Source organism: Paenibacillus apiarius (genome assembly GCF_017052585.1).
In the GTDB taxonomy this organism is placed as follows: Bacteria; Bacillota; Bacilli; order Paenibacillales; family Paenibacillaceae; genus Paenibacillus_B; species Paenibacillus_B apiarius.
The window spans coordinates 469853-487925 of the sequence record NZ_JAFFHZ010000002.1 but is presented as its reverse complement, the minus strand read 5'-3'; the positions used below and the strand labels follow the sequence as shown (position 1 = coordinate 487925).

The window sequence follows — 18073 nt, the reverse complement described above, 5'->3', positions numbered from 1 at the left end:
AGGGTTACGACATGTTAAATATCGCATTTATCGCACATGACCGCAAAAAAGATGAAATCGTGAATTTCGTTACCGCCTATGAAAAAGTATTTGTGGATCATCAATTATATTCTACGGGTACGACAGGATTGCGGATTATGGAGCAGACGAATCTGAACATCCATCGCTTTCAATCCGGTCCGTTGGGCGGAGATCAGCAAATTGGGGCGCTTGTGGCGGAAAATGAAATGGACCTGATTATTTTCCTGCGCGACCCGTTGATGGCCCAGCCGCACGAGCCGGACATTATCGCATTGCTGCGTCTATGCGACGTACAGGGCATTCCGGTCGCGACGAACATCGCAACGGCGGAGATTTTGGTCAAGGCGCTGGAGCGCGGCGATTTCGCTTGGCGGGAGCTGGCCCATAAATATAAACCGGGAGTCGAGGAGTAATGAGCGGTCTCGATATATTGGCCTTCGGAGCGCATCCCGACGATGTGGAGATCGGGATGGCCGGGACCATTGCAAAGCATACGGCGCAAGGCTTCAAGGTCGGCATTTGCGATCTGACGGAGGCAGAGATGTCTTCGAACGGCACGGTAGATTTGCGGCGTGAGGAGGCAAAGCAGGCGAGTGTCGCGCTGCGTCTCTCCGTTCGGGAAAATCTGCGTTTGCCGGATCGGGGGCTTCAGGTAAGCTCTAAGCATATTGATGCGGTCGTAGAGGTGATTCGCCGTCAACGTCCGCGCATCGTGTTCATGCCTTATTGGGAAGACCGTCATCCGGATCATATACAATGCAGCCGGATTGTTCAGGAAGCGGTGTTTAACGCGAAATTGCGGCGTTACATGCCTGAGCTGGATGCGCATTTGGTGGAACAGGTTTATTTCTATTTTATTAATGATGTCGCATCGCCTCAACTGCTTGTAGATGTGACAGAGGTTTACGACTTGAAGCGCGCGGCGCTCCATGCGTATGCATCTCAATTTACGAAGCCGGACGGCAGCGGCGCCTTCGTTGCGACGCCTTTGAATCAGGGCTATGTGGAACGGGTGGAAGCGCGGGATACTCTCTTGGGTCAGGCGCGCGGGTTTGCGTTTGCGGAAGGCTTCGTCACAAAAGGGCCATACGCGGTTTCATCATTCTTATAGTGTGTGTTCCAAAAGGCCGCTTTTGCCGAACCGCATCATGAGGTGCTTCGTGATCAAAAAGGGATTTTTTGAACAACCTCTTTTATAGAGATAAATCATTCTGCCGTCGTAACAGGTGGATACACCATGGCACGATAAGAGGAGGGAAGGGCATGAACGAAGGACTCAGAATCGGCATAACGTGTTATCCGTCTCTCGGCGGCTCCGGGGTCGTTGCAACGGAGCTTGGCAAGCTGTTGGCCGAGCGGGGGCATCAAGTTCACTTTATTACGCACAATATACCGTTTCGCTTGGGCTCGAGCTTTCAGAAGAACATTCATTATCATGAGGTGGAAGTGAACGATTATTATGTCTTTCGTTATCCGCCCTATGATTTATCGTTAGCGAGCAAAATGGCGCAGGTCGCCAATTTGCAGCAGCTTGATTTGCTGCACGTGCATTATGCGGTACCCCATGCGGTATGCGCTTATTTGGCCAAAGAAATGGCCCATCCCGATCTAAAGGTAGTAACGACGCTTCACGGTACCGATATCACTGTTCTGGCGCAAGACGAGTCGCTTAAGGACATGATTCGATTCGCTATCAATAAAAGCGACGCGGTGACGGCTGTGTCGAAAGATTTGATCCGGGAAACGCGCGAATTGCTGGAAATCGATCGCCCGATCGATTTAACGTATAATTTTGTGGACAAACGAGTGTATTATCCGCGCGATTGTTCACAGCTGCGCTCGGAATTTGCATATCCGTTCGAGAAGATTATGATGCATATCTCGAACTTCCGCCCCGTGAAGCGGGTATGTGATGTCGTTGACGTGTTCGCGCGCGTGCAAGAGAAGGTCCCCGCTCGTCTTGTCTTTGTGGGGGAAGGGCCGGATATGCCGAAGGTTCAATGCAAGATTCGCGAAATGGGGCTTGAGGACCGCGTCCATTTTCTCGGGAAGCAGGATGAAATCGCACAGGTCATTTCGCTGGCCGATTGCCTGCTGCTTCCATCGGAGAAAGAAAGCTTCGGACTCGTCGCGTTGGAAGCGATGGCGTGCGGCGTGCCGACTATCGGTTCGGAGGCTGGCGGGATTCCAGAGCTGGTAACGCATGGAGAAACGGGTTTTTTGGCGCCGATTGGCGAAACGGAGACGATGGCGGAGTACGCGATTCAGCTATTGTCGCAGCCCGGACTGGCGCAGAAGATGCGGGAAGCGTGCTTGCATCGTGCCCGCCATGTGTTCTGCAATGATTTGATCTCGTGGGAATACGAGAAGATCTATTACCGGGTGCTGGGCAAAGAGGTCAAGGTGCCGAAGCCTGTCTGCTGATGGGCGGTATCGATTACAACTATGTTGAGCTGATGCGCGCAATGGTTTCCATCATTGCGCGCACTTGTGTGTAAATGGGGTGTGCTGTGCTATGAAAGTAATCGGAGAAAGCGCATTGTTCACAGAAGCGCATGATGTCATGAAGAGGCTCATGGAGAATGGCTATAAAGCGTATATGGTCGGCGGCTGTGTTCGCGATTCGCTGCTGGGGCGTCCCGTCAGCGATGTCGATATCGCCACCTCGGCGCTTCCGGAGCAGGTGCTCTCGCTGTTCCCCCGCGTCGTGCCTACCGGGCTTCAGCACGGTACGGTGACTGTCGTCATGCCGACGTGCACTTATGAAGTGACCACCTTCCGCAAGGAAAGCGGGTACGAAGGTCACCGCCGTCCGGAAGAGGTTGAGTTTATCGATGATCTGGAAGAAGATTTGATGCGGCGCGACTTTACGATTAATGCGATGGCGATCGATGTGGAGGGGGAGCTGCATGATCCATTCGGCGGCGCAGCCGATTTGGAACAGCGGCTTATCCGCTGCGTAGGTGACGCCGAGCAGCGGTTCCGCGAAGATGCGCTGCGCATGCTGCGCGGCGTGCGCTTTGCCGCCCTGCTGGGCGGCCGGATTGCGAAGTCGACTTGGAAGGCGTTGTGCCATGAGAAGCCGACGCTCGCCTACGTCGCGATGGAACGGGTGCGCGACGAGCTGTGGAAGCTGACGGCAGGGGCCGACCCGGCGCGCGGATGGGCCCTGCTCTTGCGCAGCGGTCTCCTTCAGCATACGAAGGAGCCGCTGGGCGCGTTGGCGTCGACCGAGCCGACCCGGTGGCAGCCGCTGCTCTGCGCGCTCGGGCGAGTGACCTCGCCCGATCTGCGCCTGGCGCTGCTGCTCCTCGGGCACGAGGTCGACGAAGGAGAGGCGAAGCGCATTGTGCTCGCGCTTCGCCTCTCCGGAGCGCAGCAGGACGCAGTGCTTGGCGTCCTGCGCGCGGAGGCGCGGCTCACGGCCGGGGGCCATGCCGCCCTGGCCGCTGCCGCCGTGCCAGGCGGCGCCCTAGCGTGGCGCCGCCCATTCGCGGAAGCGCTCTTCGCCATTGGCGAAGAGGCGCTGCGCGGTTGGCTCGCCTGCCGCAGCGCCTTGGCGGGCTCGGGCGAGCCAGAGGCTGCCGTGCAGCCTTTCCTCCAACATGGCTATGCCTGGTTGGAGGACATTGCCGTCCGCCGCCTGCAGGATATTGCCCTGACGGGCTCGGATCTGCTGCAGGCGGCGGGACGGGCGGCAGGGCCTTGGCTGCGCCGCAGCCTCGAAGCGGCTTGGCTGGCCATCGCCCTGCAAGAAGTGCCTAATGAACGCGAAGCGTTATTGAAATATGCTGTGAAAGAGTGGAAGGAACGATGAGCGATCGATTGTTGGAATGGTTTCAAGATCACCCCGGGGAATACATATCCGGGGAAGAGATAAGCCGTCATCTGCACATTACGCGCACCGCGGTATGGAAGCAGATTAATCGGCTCCGGGCAAAAGGCTACGAATTTGAAGCCGCGCCCAAGCTGGGCTACCGCCTCGTTCAAAGTCCGACTCGCCTCGACGAGATTGTCCTGTTGACGAAGCTGAAGACGAAGAAGCTCGGCCGGCAAATCCGGATGCTGGAAAAGACCGAATCGACGAATAACGTAGCCGCCCAATGGGCCAAGCAAGGCGCGGAGGAAGGCGCGATCGTCATTGCGGAGGAACAGCTCCGCGGCCGCGGGCGGCATGGGCGGGGCTGGCATTCGCCGGCAGGCAAAGGCATTTGGATGAGCTTGGTGTTGAAGCCGCGCATTCCGCTCCAATTTACGCCGCATCTGACGCTCCTGTCCGCGGTGGCGCTGTGCCGGGCGATGAAGCGTCTGACGCATGCCGATTTGGGCATCAAATGGCCGAATGACATTTTGATTGACGGTAAAAAGGTATGCGGGATATTGCTGGAATCGTTCGCAGAGGACGAGCGGCTCGTGCATGTCATTGCCGGCATCGGGATAAGCGTCAATCTGGATGAGGCCGATTATCCGCCTGAGCTGCAACCGATTGCCACGTCTTTAAAAGCGGCATCGGGACGGGAAGTGGACCGTGCTGCCTTGCTGGCGGAATGTCTGCTTGAACTGGAGCAGCTCTACCAGCTCTATGAAGAGCAGGGCTTCGGACCGATTCGCACGCTGTGGGAAGCGCAGAGCGTCACGATTGGACGAACTCTGTCAGTCGAGACTCCATATGGGATGGTTCACGGCGTTGCGCAAGGCTTGGATGAATCGGGCGCGCTCGTGTTAGCAGGCGAAGACGGCAGCTGCCGCAAAGTTTTTTCCGGAGATGTGCATTTTACTGGGTGAAACATGGAGCACTTTCTGTTATACTAAATGGCGGCAAGGCGGTATCTGAATAGAACCGCACTCGCCCCCAACAATGCAAGGAACTCGTGCTGACCAAGTACATATTCCTTGATGAACGTGGTGCACGTTTCTGCTCTGAGCCGAAGGGACCGAGACAGAAGGACGTCCGCTTGCGACCTCTTTTTATCTTTTGGGACCTTTTTAGTGGAAACGCTAAAAGGTTTTTTTGTTTTGCACACACTAAAAAGAGATGAAAAGGAGATGAACAGCACGATGATCAAGCGTAAACAACCGCTAAGTATTGTGAAAATGAAAAAAATGAAAGAGCAAGGCGAGAAGCTGGCCATGGTTACCGCCTACGATTACCCATCCGCACAGTTGGCCGAGGAAGCCGGCGTCGATTTGCTTCTGGTCGGCGATTCATTAGGGAATGTCGTACTCGGGTATGATTCCACGCTGCCGGTTACATTGGATGATATGGTATATCACTCCCGTGCCGTACGCCGCGGTGCGCCCAACACCTTTGTCGTTACCGATATGCCGTTTATGACTTACCATAGCTCCGTAAGCGAAGGCATGACCGGCGTGCGCCGGATTATGCAGGAAGGGCATGCGAACGCCGTGAAGATGGAAGGCGGCCCGGAAATCGCCTTGATGGTGGATGCTTGCGTCAAAGCAGGCGTGCCGGTGCTTGGGCATATTGGACTGACGCCGCAATCCGTTCATCAATTGGGAGGTTACCGGATCCAAGGCAAGACGCTGGAAGACGCCAAGCGCTTGCTTGAGGACGCCCTTGCTATCGAGCGTGCCGGAGCCTTTGGCATCGTGCTTGAACTCGTAACAGAACAAGTGGCGGCCTATATTACGGAGCGGCTCTCGATTCCTACTATCGGAATCGGCGCGGGAGCGAGTTGCGATGGACAAGTGCTCGTCTTTCATGATATTTTGCGTTATGCTTCGGATTATCGCGAGAAGCGCTTCGTCAAGACTTATGCTGACATCGGAACGACGATTCGAGACAGCATTGCGTCTTACGTGGAGGACGTGAAGCAGCAGGCGTTTCCGCAGGAAGCGCACGCCTTTACGGCCGATGACGAAGTCGCCGGACAGTTGTACGCGAACGGAAAGGCGGAAACCTCATGATTGCAGCAAGAACGATGGCAGAACTGCATGATGCGGTTCGTCAGTGCAAACAACAGAAAATACATCGCGCCGAATGCCCCTCTATAGGGTTCGTGCCGACAATGGGATTTCTGCATGAAGGTCATGCCAGTCTAATGAGGGCAGCAAAAAAACAATGCGGCATCGTCGTCTTAAGCATATTTGTCAACCCGATTCAATTTGGTCCAAATGAGGATCTGGAACGTTACCCAAGAGATGAAGCGCATGATTTAGCAATGGCGGAACAGAATGGAGTGGACATTGTCTTCCTCCCGACTGCCGAACTGATGTATCCGGAACCGACGAAGACTATGGTCCGAGTACAGGATGTTACGGCTCCGCTCTGTGGAGCCTCGCGTCCCGGACATTTCGACGGGGTGACGACGGTTGTCACGAAGCTGTTCAATCTGGTGAAGCCGGACAAAGCGTTCTTCGGAATGAAGGATGCCCAGCAAGTGGCCGTCATTCAGCAAATGGTGAAGGATTTAAATTTTGGCGTTGAGATTGTGCCTTGCCCGATTGTGCGCGAAGAGGACGGGCTTGCGCTCAGCTCCCGCAATGTCTATTTGTCTGCAGAGGAGCGTGAGCAGGCATTGGTGCTGTCACGGACATTGCGTCAAGTCGATGCTTGGCTGGAGCGGCGTCCGGACATGACGGCGCCTCAGCTAAGGGAGCTTATCGTCAAGTCGATCCAGGAAGCGCCGCTGTCTGATATCGATTACGTGGAAATATTGCAATTTCCTTCGCTTGTAGCGCTATTGCCGCAGCAGTCGCTGGCGGATGCGGATGCTCGCGTATTGATTGCTTTGGCCGTGCGGTTCGGCCGCACCCGATTGATTGACAACCGTTTATTGGAGAACAAATAGGGGGAATGTGCCATGTTACGTGAAATGATGAAATCAAAAATTCACCGGGCCACCGTTACCGAAGCCAATCTGAACTACATTGGCAGCATTACGATTGACGAGCATCTTATGGAGTGTGCCGATATTTGGCCGAATGAAAAAGTGCAAATAGTAAACAATTATAACGGTGCCCGTTTGGAGACATACGTCATTCCCGGGCCAAAACATTCCGGCGTGATCTGCCTGAATGGAGCGGCTGCCCGCCTGGTACAGCCCGGAGATAACGTCATCATCATTTCTTATGCTTCCATGTCGAATGAAGAAGCGAAGCAATATGATCCGAAAATCGTCTTCGTGGACGAGGACAACAAGCCAGTCGAGCTCGCGACGCAGACCGAGGCGTATGCGACTGTTCGTTAATCGTTAACGGCATCATTCGGCAGCGGAATTGACAAGCGAAGGCATTGCTCGGGAAACGTTGGAGCATCGAATGAAATGCACCCCCTTAACACAAAATGAACGTGAGCCGCAAGATGACGATACGCATCACTTGTAAAGGTGGGATGAATCGTGCTGCAACATGTATTCGCTACAATGAACGACTTGTTGGATGATATTATTCGCCAGTACCCTCACGCACAAGGCAAGGAAAAAAAGGAATTGGACCATCAAATGTCATTGCTTCGCTCCATGAGCGATCTCATTGTGGAGGAATGGCTGCAGTTTGAAGAAAAGCTTGCGCTGCTGCGTCCTCGCGGCAAGGGCAAGGATGCTTCTGGCGGCAAGGCTGTAAAGGAACAAGAGCTCTTGGTTCCCGATTATGGCGATCCGTTTCAGCGGGGCCAAGGATATTATTTGCTAATGATGTACAAAGAAGCAGTCAAGCATTTGGAGCAAGCGGCGCTTCATCAGCCGGACAATATTGAAGTGCGGGCTTATCTGGCCATGGCGTATTTGAACATGGGGCGGACTCAGGAAGCCGGTCATCATTTCGAATTCATTATTCCGTTAACGGAAAGCAAGTGCTTGAAGGCCATCGCGTATAATGCGCTCGGTTGTATTCAAGCAGAGCAGCGCAACTTGTCCCTGGCGCAAGAGTATTTTGCGAAAGCCCACCAGATGGATCCGTCCTTGCCTGAACCCGTTTTTAATTTGAAGGTGTGTTTGTCAAATTGCGGCCATTTGCAGTACGGCGCAGGAAATATTAACCACATGCAATAAAGATTAGAGGGGAACATTCGTGCAAAATGCGCACAGATGTTTCCCTCTAGTCATTTCCAAATGACCGAACATCTGTTATGCTAATAACAGTAATTGCGAGAGGATTTTATTAAGATGAGATTTGCTGTATTGGACTTTGAAACGACAGGCAATCAGCCTAACGATGAAATTATACAAATCGGGCTCGTCATTCTCGGTCACGATTTACGGCTGGAGCGCGAGTATCATACGCTCGTCCGGCCGACAGTCACAATTCCTGAATTCATTACGCAATTAACCGGAATTGGCAATAATGATGTACGGGACGCGCCAGATTTGGATGAAGCGATGACGGGGCTTGTGCCTTTGTTAAGCGACGTTGTGCTCGTCGGACATAATGTTGCGTTCGATTATCAATTTCTGCGCCAAGCTTTGGAGCAAACCGGCTATTTACCGTTTACCGGACGTATTTTGGATACGATCGAGCTGCTGCGCATCCTCTTCCCGTCTCTATCGTCGTACCAGCTAGGTTCGGTGGCGCATGAGTTCGGAGTCAGCCATGACCGTCCGCATCAGGCCGACAGCGATGCAAGGGCGACAGCCGATGTGTTCGTCCGCTGCCTGCAAGCGATCGACGATCTGCCGCTTTTGACTCTGCAGCGCATCGTAGATGTATTTGGCGATCAAGAAGAGCGCGATTTAAAGTGGATGCTAGTGGAGAAGCTAAAGGAACGTGAGCGGGATGTGTCGGATTGGGAGGAGAAGGATGGTTACTTCCCTTACCGTCAGTTAACGTTGAAGCAAGGGGATTGGACGGATACGCTCCCTCCGCGTGAAGGTTCCGGGAGCAACCCGCTCGACAAGGTGTCATTCCGCGGCTTCATGGATGAAGTAAGAAGCAATCTGGCGAATTTATTGCCGAATTACGAGCCGCGCGAAGCGCAGGAGCAGATGTTCAACGAAGTGATGGAATGTCAGGAACAGGACCTTCATCTTTTGATAGAAGCCGGAACCGGAACTGGAAAATCATTGGGATACTTGCTCCCATCCTTATATTACAGTGTCTCTCAAGAGAAGAAAGTGATTGTTAGCACGCACACTATCAATCTGCAAGAACAGTTGAGACAGCGCGATTTACCGCTTCTGGAGAAGATTGTTCCGTTTTCATTCAAAGCTTCTGTGTTAAAGGGACGCAGTCACTATTTGTGTTTGAGAAAATTTGAACATAAAATAAATCATAGAGAGTTCGTTCATGCGCGTGACGACAGCATAACCGCGGCCCAGTTCCTCGTCTGGCTCAGCCAGACCGAGCATGGCGATGATGAAGAGCTGCATTTGGTCCACAAAGGCCCGGATTTCTGGGATACGGTGTCCAGCGACAGCGACTCTTGTCTGAACCGTGCCTGCCCATGGTTCAGGCGGTGCTTCTATCATCGGGCGAAGAATGAAGCGAATCTGTCGGACATCATTATTACGAACCATTCCCTGCTGTTCACTGATGTCATTGCAGAACATCGCTTGCTGCCTTCCTATGAACACTTGGTTATAGACGAGGCTCATCATTTTGAAGAAACGGCAGGCAAACATTTAGGCATCCATTTGCAATATTTTTCACTCATTCACCCGTTAACGCGGCTGTTCAAAGACAGCAAAAACGGAGCTTTGGTCTTGCTGCAGATGCGTCTCCGCCTGTCAGGCCACGAGAAAGCGCTTATCTGGGCGGAAGGAATTGACAAGCTGCTCACGCAGATCGTCGACGTGAAGGAGCAATGGGACCGTTTGAATGAAGCCTTGTTCCAATTGCTTCCTCCGACTGAGAACGGTCAATCCGAAGCTGCCGGGCAGACGGTGTACCGGTTGCCGTCAGGCGAACGTCCCGAAGCTTGGGCCGGCATTGCCGAGCTCGAAAGCGACATCCATGTCCGGCTTAGCGATATCGTGCGGTCGGGAGAGAAGCTGGCGAACGAGTGGAAGGATTACGACGACGAAGAAATCCAGGGAGTTGTCGTAGACGTAACGGGCCTATTCAAAGAAATGGGCATCGTTCGGGATGAATTCCGCAACTTCATGCAGGGTAAAGACCCGGAAACGGTCTACTGGATGGAAGGCAATTCCCAGTACAAACACAAATCGATGCACATGTACGCTGTCCCGGTCGATGTGAGTGATGCACTGAAACGGTATTTCTTTGAACCGAAGAAAAGTGTAATTCTGACATCGGCTACGCTGTCAGTCGATAAGTCATTCCAGTTCGTGGCGGAACAAATCGGGCTGAAGGATGCGGAACGGGACGGACGGCTGCACACGGTCATATTGCCATCGCCGTTTAATTACCGGGAACAGGCCTTAGTGGTGATTCCGCGTGATTTTCCAAGCGTAAAAGGCGCAACGGACGCCAGGTTCAACCAGATGCTGACGCAATCGATAGCGGATGTCGCGCAAGTCACGAGAGGGCGAATGCTTGTGCTGTTTACCTCGTACCGCATGCTGCGGGATGTATATACGCCATTGAAGGAAGCGCTGAGCGTCCACGGGATTCACGTGCTTGGACAAGGCATTGACAGCGGCAACCGCAGCAAGCTGACCCGCAGGTTCATGGAGCAATCCGCTTCTGTCTTGCTGGGAACGAGCAGTTTCTGGGAAGGGGTGGATATTCCCGGAGATGCGCTTACGTGCTTGGCGATAGTTCGGCTTCCGTTCCAGCCGCCGAACCACCCGTTGGTCGAAGCAAAATCAGAACGGCTGAAACGTCAGAACCAAAATCCGTTCCGGAAATATTCCGTGCCGCAAGCCGTTATCCGCTTTAAACAGGGATTTGGACGTTTGGTTCGGACCTCTAAAGACAAAGGCATCGTCATCATCTATGATACGCGCGTGATCGAAACAAGCTATGGCAAGCACTTTTTATATTCATTGCCGGGACCGAAGATGGAGCATATGGCTGCAGAACAGTTGGTTCCGCGCATTGAAACGTGGTTGAACGATAATCAAAAGACGTTGAAGAGCGATGAGGGGACTTGATTTCACGTATGAAAACATTAAAAATATCTGAAGCAGTTGTTCGACGTCTGCCGGTCTATTTGCGCCATCTGATAGAACTGAAGCAGCGTGAAGTGCTGACTGTTTCTTCGCAGGATTTGGGCCAGAAGCTGGATTTGAATCCAGCGCAAATCCGTAAGGACTTGGCTTATTTTGGCGATTTCGGACGCAAAGGCATCGGCTATGACGTATCTTATTTAATACAGCAAATCCGTCATATTTTGAAGCTGGATCAAATCATTAACGTCGGCTTGGTCGGCGCGGGTAAACTGGGGCATGCGCTGTGCAATTACACCGTATACTTGAAAGACAACATGAAAATCGTAGCCGTGTTCGATGCGATGGAGTCCAAGATTGGCACGGAAATCAATAATCTGAGAGTTCAGCCGATGAGCGAAATGATTCAAACGGTCCGTAATCAGCACATCCGCATTGGCATTATAACGGTGCCGGCAACGGAAGCGCAGTATGTAGCGGATCAATTCGTCGAAGCCGGCGTGGAGGCCATCTTGAACTTTGCGCCCGTTATTTTGAAGGTGCCGTCTCATGTGCGCGTGCACACTGCTGATTTCACGACGGACCTGTTCAGCTTGGCTTATTATTTAACGGATCAGGGAAAGGAAGTTCCAGTCGAATGATAAAGAGAATCATTATTGAAAATGGCGCCTTTGCGGTACTCAACGCTCAATCCGGGCAAACCACCTGCAAAGGAACGATGGTCATTGAAAATGATCGAATTGTGCACTTGGGGGAATCGCTTCCCGCGCAGTACGATACGAGTGAGGCAGAACGAATAAATGGCAAAGGCCTATTCTTCCTGCCTGGTTTAATCAATACGCATGGCCATGCCGCGATGTCGCTCCTGCGCGGCTATGGCGACGACATGGTGCTTCAAACGTGGCTGCAGGAGAAGATGTGGCCGATGGAAGCGAAGTTTACGGCCCAGGATGTGTACTGGGGAACCGCATTATCCGTCGTTGAGATGCTCAAAGGCGGGACCACGACGTTCGTCGACATGTATGATCATATGGACGAAGTCGCCAAGGTTTGCGAACAGTCGGGGATTCGCGGCTGTCTGATGCGCGGCGCGATCGGCTTGTGTCCCGAGGACGTCCAAGACGCGAAGCTTAAAGAAGCTGTTCAATTCGCAAAAGACTGGAACGGCAAGGCTAACGGACGGATTACGTCCGTGTTGGCTCCGCATGCGCCATATACTTGTCCGCCTGCGTTCATTGAGAAATTCGTGCAAGCGGCGCATGATTTGGATTTGCCTCTCCATACCCACATGTCCGAGACGAAGGCGGAAGTGGAGCAGAACGTGAAGGATTACGGGCTGCGTCCGGTTGCTCATTTAGAAAAATTAGGCTTTTTCTCCCGTCCGTCATTCATTGCGCACGGCGTGCATTTGACAGATGAAGAAATCGCGACTTTGGCTCGCTATAACGTTGCCGTGTCCCATAATCCGGGCAGCAACCTCAAGTTGGCGAGCGGCGTGGCCCGGGTTCCGGAATTGCTGCGCGCAGGTGTTGTCGTTTCTCTCGGGACAGATGGTCCGGCCAGCAACAACAACTTGGACATGTTCGAAGAAATGCGGCTTGCGGCGCTGATTCACAAAGGAGTATCCGGAGATCCTACGGCGATTCCGGCTGCGGAAGCGCTGCGCATGGGTACCGTCTACGGGGCGCAGACGATTTCGCTGCCAGACGTGGGGCTGCTTGAAGTCGGTATGAAGGCGGACATGGTTGCCGTAGATATTGATCAAGCTCACTTTATTCCACATACGGATCTCGTATCGCACATGATTTATTCCGCTTCGGCGAAAGATGTGAAGCATGTATGGATTGACGGGGAGCAGGTCGTGAAAAATGGCGAATGCCTGACGCTCGATGAAGAACGGATCCGTCATGAGACGCAGCAATGCTTCGAGCAACTGCTGCAACGATAAGCGGGGGGATTGATTCATGGAAAGAAGCCGCACACGTCGGCGTTCCAAATGGAAATGGTATATCCCGCTGGCAATTCTTATTCTGATCCTTCTGATTGCAGCCATATATATGTATGTGCAATATATAAATGCTGACGAGCGAGTGAAGGAAGCGGATATCATTCGCCGAGCGAATGAGAGTGTAAAGCTTACAGAAATATCCAATGTCGAGAAGAGCGTCTGGGACGATGTCATTTATGTTGTCGAAGGTAAGGATGAACAAGGCCAGGAACGGCTTGTCTGGGTATTTCCGAATAAAGTCGTATCCATGTATGCTTTCGAAGGAATCAAAAAAGAAGCAATGAAAGCAAAAATAAAAGCGCAATATAACAAAGTTCACATCGTACGGCTTCTTCCCGGATTCAAAGACGGGCAATATATATGGCAGGCGATGCTGGAGCGCGCAGACGAACAAGGAAACAACCGCTATTATTATCATTTTTATCTGTTCTCCGACGGCTCGCCGTTCGGAGAAATCTACGGATTGCCTAACAAATAGCAGTAAAATATGCAGCTAGTGCTTATATAATACCGCATTCTTACAGGTTACGCGTTTAAGCGTTGCCCCGAGAATGCGGTATTTTTGTTGGCAGCGGGGACATGGCAGCTATGGTACACTTTACATTCAACTTCAGTGTATACGATGTGATATACTCTAATATGTACTGGGTGATATATCCCATTGGGAAATATAGAGCAAAGGTAGCGGATGGAGCGGCTATTGCAAATAGATTTGAGACTCAAGGAGGTATTTCAGCATGACGAAAAAAGTTCGTGTCGCGCCTACCGTCCTGATTATGATGGTGACGGGTGCCGTACTGTTCGGCGGATGGGCGTTGTATCAGAAAAATTTTGTAAAACAGCCAGTGGAACAAATTGTGCAACAGCATGCTGAAATTACGCGATATCATGTTGACTGGCAGACTGGCGCGATGAAGGTTCAAATTCAGACGAAGCCGGGTGTCGATGTCCGTCAACTGGTTCAGCAGCTGACTGGCGACTTGGAGAAGCAAGCCAAGGGCAACAAGGTAGTTATCGAATATATGAATGAGCACAGCACGCCTGAGATTGATAAATGGTGGTCACAGGCATTGTTTGATGTCGCTGAAGCGATGGTTCATCAAAATTACAGCCATATTCCATCGCGTCTGCAGGAGCTGCAGCAGAAACAGCCTGGAATAGAGGTTCAGACGGAAATGGACAACCAGTATGTATATATTACGCTGAAGGACGGGCAAGGCAGCAAGACGATGCTGCTGCCATTAGAAGGTACACGGATGGGGGTGTGGCCAAATGAAAAATCTGCAATCATTGATGCGGTGGCCTGAGTGGGTTATCGGCGTATCCATCCCTCTGTTGTTGTTTGTTATTTTCCTTGGGATTAACGTGTTTCCTATTTTGCTTGCCGCCGCCGCAATCGGTGTATTGGCGTTCGCGGCGCAGCGCCGGGGTGCTGGAATGACTGCATCCGCTGGCCGCAAAGATTCACGGAGTCTCAAAATAGCTGCCATGAGCTTCGATAAGATTGGCGGTCAAGATCGCGCTAAAAATGAACTCGTGGAAGCCTTGGATTTCCTCGTTCATCCGGACGCGATCCGTAAATTCGGAATACGTCCGCTGAAGGGCATTCTTCTAACCGGCCCTCCCGGGACGGGGAAGACGCTGATGGCCAAGGCGTCGGCACATTACGCAGACGCGGTGTTCATTGGAGTATCCGGCAGTGAATTCGTTGAGATGTTCGTCGGGGTTGGCGCCGGCCGGGTGCGCGAGCTGTTCAAGGAAGCGAGACAGCGTGCCGTGAAGGAGAAAAAAGAGAACGCGGTTATTTTTATCGATGAAATTGACGTTATCGGCGGCAAACGCGAAGGCGGGCAACAAAAGGAGTACGATCAGACATTGAACCAGCTATTGACGGAAATGGACGGTTTATATGCAGATCAGACGCCGCGAATTCTTGTGATGGCGGCAACGAACCGTAAAGAGATACTTGACAGCGCCTTGCTTCGTCCAGGCCGGTTCGACCGTCATATACAGGTAGATATGCCGGACAAGAAAGGACGCCGTCATATTTTGGATTTGCACGCGGATAACAAGCCGCTGGCCGATGATGTCAATCTGGACCGGATTGCGGAAGAGACGTTCGGATTTTCCGGCGCCCAGCTCGAAAGCGTGCTGAATGAAGGCGCGATCTATGCGATGCGCGCACAGTCTGACGTCATATCGACGGCGCATTTGTCTCTAGCGATCGATAAAGTGCTGATGGGAGAGAAGAGCGACCGCGAAACGAATGAGGAAGAACGGCGCCGGGTCGCGATTCATGAACTGGGCCATGCGATTATGGCGGAGCTTGTCCGTCCGGGCAGCGTCTCTCAAGTGTCGTTGAGTCCGCGGGGCCAAGCGCTTGGCTACGTCCGGCATCAGCCGCAGGAAGAACGTTACTTGTATACGAAGCCGTTCTTGGAAGAGCAGATTATGATCGCGCTGGGCGGCGCGGCTGCCGAAGAGATTTTTTATGGCAACCGCAGCACAGGCTCTCAAGGAGACTTCGACCAAGCGCTCAATATAGTCGAGACGATGATCAATTCAGGCTTGACCAGCTTGGGCATTGTACGCTTGAAGCATCTGTCTCCCGATGTCTTGACAAAAGAGATACAGGCGATTATGTTAGATTTGACGAATCGCACGCATGAACTGTTGAAGGAGCACCAGGAAGCATTCGAGCGCTGTCTGAAGCATTTGATTGAAGAAGAGTTCGTAAACGGTGAGGAATTCCGGTGTCTATTATGTGACAAGAAACAATTACCAGCGTGAAATTACGCTGGTTATTTCTTTTTATTTTCAACAATCATGTTAAGATAATATTAGGTACCTATGCACTGATAACGCGAGCTGTATCTCGGGTACACTATGCAGAGCATAGCAACATGAAAGGTGGAAGAGACCATGTTTTTCAAAAAAATCGGCGTCATCGGCGGCGGTACAATGGGCCAAGGCATTGCAGAAATGCTTGCTGTGAAAGGCCTGGACGTGCTGCTGGTGGAGCAAACGCCGGAAAAGCTGGACCATGCATACGAAATGATTGAAACGAGCTTGGACAAACAGCTGGAGAAATGGGCTATCACTCAAGCGGAAAAAAAATTAATTCTTTCGCGCATACATAAGGTGACGCATCTGGCTGAACTTAGTGCATGCGATATGGTTATAGAAACCATCTCCGAGGACATCGAAGCGAAGAAAAGCGTGTTTGCGGAGTTGGATCGCGTTTGCCCTAGCAATATCATTCTGGCCAGCAACACATCGACATTGTCATTGACTGAATTGGCAAGCTCTACGAAATATCCGGAGCGGGTTATTGGCATGCACTTTATTCATCCGGTATCGAAAGTGGATCTGGTCGAAATTATCCGCGGGTTAAAAACTTCGGATGCCACATTCGATGAAACAAAACGGTTTGTTGAAGAAGTCGTGCAGAAAAAAGGCGTAATGGTATATGAATCGCCTGGCTTTGTCACGACGCGGATTATTTGCAACTTAATCAACGAAGCATTGCATGTGCTGCAAGAAGGAGTCGCATCCGCAGAAGATATCGACAATGCGATGCGAATCGGATACAATTTCCAATATGGGCCGTTAGAAATGGCTGACCGCTTTGGTCTAGATTCCGTACTGGCAGCGATGGAGCGCATGTTCCGCGAATTCGGCGACATTAAATATCGTCCGTCCGTATTGTTGAAAAAAATGGTGCGCGCCGGCCACCTCGGCGTGAAGACGGGCGTCGGATTTTTCAACTATGACAAGGATGGGGATAGAATATGAAAGTACTAGTCATTAATGCGGGCAGCTCCTCGCTTAAATATCAGTTGTATGACATGGTGGATGAGTCGGTATTGGCAGCAGGCCGAGTAGAAAGAATCGGGATGGATTCTTCCATTCTCGTGCATGAGCCGCACCATACGGATGAGATTACTGAAGTCAGCGAAATTTTGGACCATACGATCGCGATTCGCAAAGTATTGGACAAGTTGACGGATTCGGAAGTCGGTGTCATTACATCCACAAGCGAAATCGAAGCCGTCGGCCATCGGGTCGTTCACGGAGGTGAATCATTCAAGAACTCCGTGCTTGTTGATTCCGAGGTAAAATCGGAAATTCGCCGGTTGTTCGAGTTGGCGCCGCTTCATAACCCGGCTCACATGATGGGTATCAAAGCGGTGGAAGCGAACATGGGCAACGTGCCGCAAGCGGTCGTATTCGATACGGCTTTCCATCAGACGATGCCTGCGAAGGCTTACATGTATGCCATTCCGAAGGTGCTCTACAAGAAGCACAAAATCCGTCGTTACGGCTTCCATGGCACTTCCCACGATTATGTAAGCAAACGTACGGCAGAAACGCTCGGACGCCCGCTCGAAGATTTGAAAATCATCACGTGCCACATCGGTAACGGTGCGAGCTTGACGGCCGTACAGGGCGGACAATCCATCGATACTTCGATGGGGATGACGCCGCTTGAAGGCTTGATGATGGGAACACGCAGCGGGGATTTGGATCCTGCCGTTGTGCCGTTCACGATGATGAAGGAAGATCTGACGGTTAACGAAGTGAACTCCATGCTGAACAAGCATAGCGGCTTGTTGGCGATTTCTGGCATGTCCAGCGATATGCGCGAAATAACGGATGGTATGGAAGCAGGCGAACCGAATGCAACATTGGCATTCGAAATGTATACGTACCGCGTGCGGAAGTATATCGGCGCTTATGCGGCTGCGATGGACGGAGTAGACGCAATCGTGTTCACAGCCGGCGTAGGGGAGAACTCTATCGTGATACGCCAACACGTGTGCGAGCAGTTGACATTCCTTGGCGTTGAAATCGATCCGGAATTGAACAAGATTCGCTCTAAAGAACCGCGCCGCATCTCTACGCCGAATTCGAAAGTGGAAGTGCTTGTCATTCCTACGAATGAAGAACTGGTGATTGCACGCGATACGTACCGCCTCGTGAAGGAAGCAAAAAACGTATAAGGGAGAGAGCGAAA

Annotated in this window: 17 protein-coding genes; all 17 read left to right on the top strand. The window is 52.1% G+C overall.

What is annotated here, in order from left to right; genetic code table 11:
- Positions 1 to 11: 11 nt before the first annotated feature.
- The 17 genes from mgsA (at position 12) to JSQ80_RS28125 (ending at position 18059) form a co-directional block, all read left to right on the top strand.
- The gene (gene mgsA / locus JSQ80_RS28205) at positions 12 to 434 is read left to right on the top strand and encodes a methylglyoxal synthase (protein ID WP_087435419.1); all 423 of its coding nucleotides are present in this window, start codon (positions 12 to 14) and stop codon (positions 432 to 434) included.
- Positions 434 to 1132 (top strand): bacillithiol biosynthesis deacetylase BshB1, encoded by a 699-nt coding sequence (gene bshB1, locus JSQ80_RS28200; RefSeq protein ID WP_206098076.1) that lies wholly within the window; start codon positions 434 to 436, stop codon positions 1130 to 1132. The genes mgsA and bshB1 overlap by 1 nt, the downstream gene beginning before the upstream one ends.
- 152 nt (positions 1133 to 1284) lie before the next feature.
- On the top strand, positions 1285 to 2445 hold the full coding sequence (gene bshA, locus JSQ80_RS28195; protein ID WP_206098075.1) for an N-acetyl-alpha-D-glucosaminyl L-malate synthase BshA: 1161 nt from the start codon (positions 1285 to 1287) through the stop codon (positions 2443 to 2445).
- A gap of 91 nt (positions 2446 to 2536) precedes the next feature.
- Positions 2537 to 3838, top strand: a complete 1302-nt coding sequence (locus JSQ80_RS28190) for a CCA tRNA nucleotidyltransferase (RefSeq protein WP_206098074.1) — start codon at positions 2537 to 2539, stop codon at positions 3836 to 3838.
- The gene (locus JSQ80_RS28185; RefSeq protein WP_206098073.1) at positions 3835 to 4806 is read left to right on the top strand and encodes a biotin--[acetyl-CoA-carboxylase] ligase; all 972 of its coding nucleotides are present in this window, start codon (positions 3835 to 3837) and stop codon (positions 4804 to 4806) included. The genes JSQ80_RS28190 and JSQ80_RS28185 overlap by 4 nt, the downstream gene beginning before the upstream one ends.
- A 273-nt stretch (positions 4807 to 5079) precedes the next feature.
- The gene (gene panB / locus JSQ80_RS28180; RefSeq protein WP_206098072.1) at positions 5080 to 5949 is read left to right on the top strand and encodes a 3-methyl-2-oxobutanoate hydroxymethyltransferase; all 870 of its coding nucleotides are present in this window, start codon (positions 5080 to 5082) and stop codon (positions 5947 to 5949) included.
- A complete protein-coding gene (gene panC / locus JSQ80_RS28175; protein WP_206098071.1) occupies positions 5946 to 6833 on the top strand; it encodes a pantoate--beta-alanine ligase in 888 nt (295 codons plus the stop codon). Before panB ends, panC begins: the two co-directional genes overlap by 4 nt.
- Before the next feature lie 12 nt (positions 6834 to 6845).
- On the top strand, positions 6846 to 7232 hold the full coding sequence (gene panD / locus JSQ80_RS28170; protein ID WP_087435425.1) for an aspartate 1-decarboxylase: 387 nt from the start codon (positions 6846 to 6848) through the stop codon (positions 7230 to 7232).
- 150 nt (positions 7233 to 7382) lie between these two features.
- Positions 7383 to 8033 carry a tetratricopeptide repeat protein gene (locus JSQ80_RS28165; RefSeq protein WP_087435426.1) on the top strand — a complete coding sequence of 217 codons (651 nt, stop codon included), beginning with the start codon at positions 7383 to 7385 and terminating at the stop codon, positions 8031 to 8033.
- Positions 8034 to 8147: 114 nt separating this feature from the next.
- A complete protein-coding gene (gene dinG / locus JSQ80_RS28160) occupies positions 8148 to 11033 on the top strand; it encodes an ATP-dependent DNA helicase DinG (protein ID WP_206098070.1) in 2886 nt (961 codons plus the stop codon).
- Positions 11034 to 11041: 8 nt separating this feature from the next.
- A complete protein-coding gene (locus JSQ80_RS28155; RefSeq protein ID WP_087435428.1) occupies positions 11042 to 11689 on the top strand; it encodes a redox-sensing transcriptional repressor Rex in 648 nt (215 codons plus the stop codon).
- Complete coding sequence (locus JSQ80_RS28150; protein WP_206098069.1) at positions 11686 to 12996, top strand: amidohydrolase; 1311 nt, start codon at positions 11686 to 11688, stop codon at positions 12994 to 12996. The genes JSQ80_RS28155 and JSQ80_RS28150 overlap by 4 nt, the downstream gene beginning before the upstream one ends.
- 16 nt (positions 12997 to 13012) lie before the next feature.
- On the top strand, positions 13013 to 13534 hold the full coding sequence (locus tag JSQ80_RS28145; protein WP_206098068.1) for a cell wall elongation regulator TseB-like domain-containing protein: 522 nt from the start codon (positions 13013 to 13015) through the stop codon (positions 13532 to 13534).
- Between the two features lie 259 nt (positions 13535 to 13793).
- Entirely contained in the window at positions 13794 to 14363 is a 570-nt protein-coding gene (locus JSQ80_RS28140; RefSeq protein ID WP_206098067.1) for a quinolinate synthase, read from the top strand.
- On the top strand, positions 14329 to 15846 hold the full coding sequence (locus JSQ80_RS28135; RefSeq protein ID WP_240464333.1) for an AAA family ATPase: 1518 nt from the start codon (positions 14329 to 14331) through the stop codon (positions 15844 to 15846). The genes JSQ80_RS28140 and JSQ80_RS28135 overlap by 35 nt, the downstream gene beginning before the upstream one ends.
- 132 nt (positions 15847 to 15978) lie before the next feature.
- On the top strand, positions 15979 to 16851 hold the full coding sequence (locus JSQ80_RS28130; protein WP_087435432.1) for a 3-hydroxyacyl-CoA dehydrogenase family protein: 873 nt from the start codon (positions 15979 to 15981) through the stop codon (positions 16849 to 16851).
- Positions 16848 to 18059, top strand: a complete 1212-nt coding sequence (locus JSQ80_RS28125; RefSeq protein WP_087435433.1) for an acetate kinase — start codon at positions 16848 to 16850, stop codon at positions 18057 to 18059. Before JSQ80_RS28130 ends, JSQ80_RS28125 begins: the two co-directional genes overlap by 4 nt.
- Positions 18060 to 18073 lie beyond the last annotated feature (14 nt).

Excerpts from the sequence above, each read along its gene's own strand:
- mgsA (WP_087435419.1), top strand. The coding sequence starts at position 12 with ATGTTAAATATCGCATTTATCGCACATGACCGCAAAAAAGATGAAATC.
- bshB1 (WP_206098076.1), top strand. The coding sequence starts at position 434 with ATGAGCGGTCTCGATATATTGGCCTTCGGAGCGCATCCCGACGATGTG.
- bshA (WP_206098075.1), top strand. The coding sequence starts at position 1,285 with ATGAACGAAGGACTCAGAATCGGCATAACGTGTTATCCGTCTCTCGGC.
- JSQ80_RS28190 (WP_206098074.1), top strand. The coding sequence starts at position 2,537 with ATGAAAGTAATCGGAGAAAGCGCATTGTTCACAGAAGCGCATGATGTC.
- JSQ80_RS28185 (WP_206098073.1), top strand. The coding sequence starts at position 3,835 with ATGAGCGATCGATTGTTGGAATGGTTTCAAGATCACCCCGGGGAATAC.
- panB (WP_206098072.1), top strand. The coding sequence starts at position 5,080 with ATGATCAAGCGTAAACAACCGCTAAGTATTGTGAAAATGAAAAAAATG.
- panC (WP_206098071.1), top strand. The coding sequence starts at position 5,946 with ATGATTGCAGCAAGAACGATGGCAGAACTGCATGATGCGGTTCGTCAG.
- panD (WP_087435425.1), top strand. The coding sequence starts at position 6,846 with ATGTTACGTGAAATGATGAAATCAAAAATTCACCGGGCCACCGTTACC.
- dinG (WP_206098070.1), top strand. The coding sequence starts at position 8,148 with ATGAGATTTGCTGTATTGGACTTTGAAACGACAGGCAATCAGCCTAAC.
- JSQ80_RS28155 (WP_087435428.1), top strand. The coding sequence starts at position 11,042 with ATGAAAACATTAAAAATATCTGAAGCAGTTGTTCGACGTCTGCCGGTC.
- JSQ80_RS28150 (WP_206098069.1), top strand. The coding sequence starts at position 11,686 with ATGATAAAGAGAATCATTATTGAAAATGGCGCCTTTGCGGTACTCAAC.
- JSQ80_RS28145 (WP_206098068.1), top strand. The coding sequence starts at position 13,013 with ATGGAAAGAAGCCGCACACGTCGGCGTTCCAAATGGAAATGGTATATC.
- JSQ80_RS28140 (WP_206098067.1), top strand. The coding sequence starts at position 13,794 with ATGACGAAAAAAGTTCGTGTCGCGCCTACCGTCCTGATTATGATGGTG.
- JSQ80_RS28135 (WP_240464333.1), top strand. The coding sequence starts at position 14,329 with ATGAAAAATCTGCAATCATTGATGCGGTGGCCTGAGTGGGTTATCGGC.
- JSQ80_RS28130 (WP_087435432.1), top strand. The coding sequence starts at position 15,979 with ATGTTTTTCAAAAAAATCGGCGTCATCGGCGGCGGTACAATGGGCCAA.
- JSQ80_RS28125 (WP_087435433.1), top strand. The coding sequence starts at position 16,848 with ATGAAAGTACTAGTCATTAATGCGGGCAGCTCCTCGCTTAAATATCAG.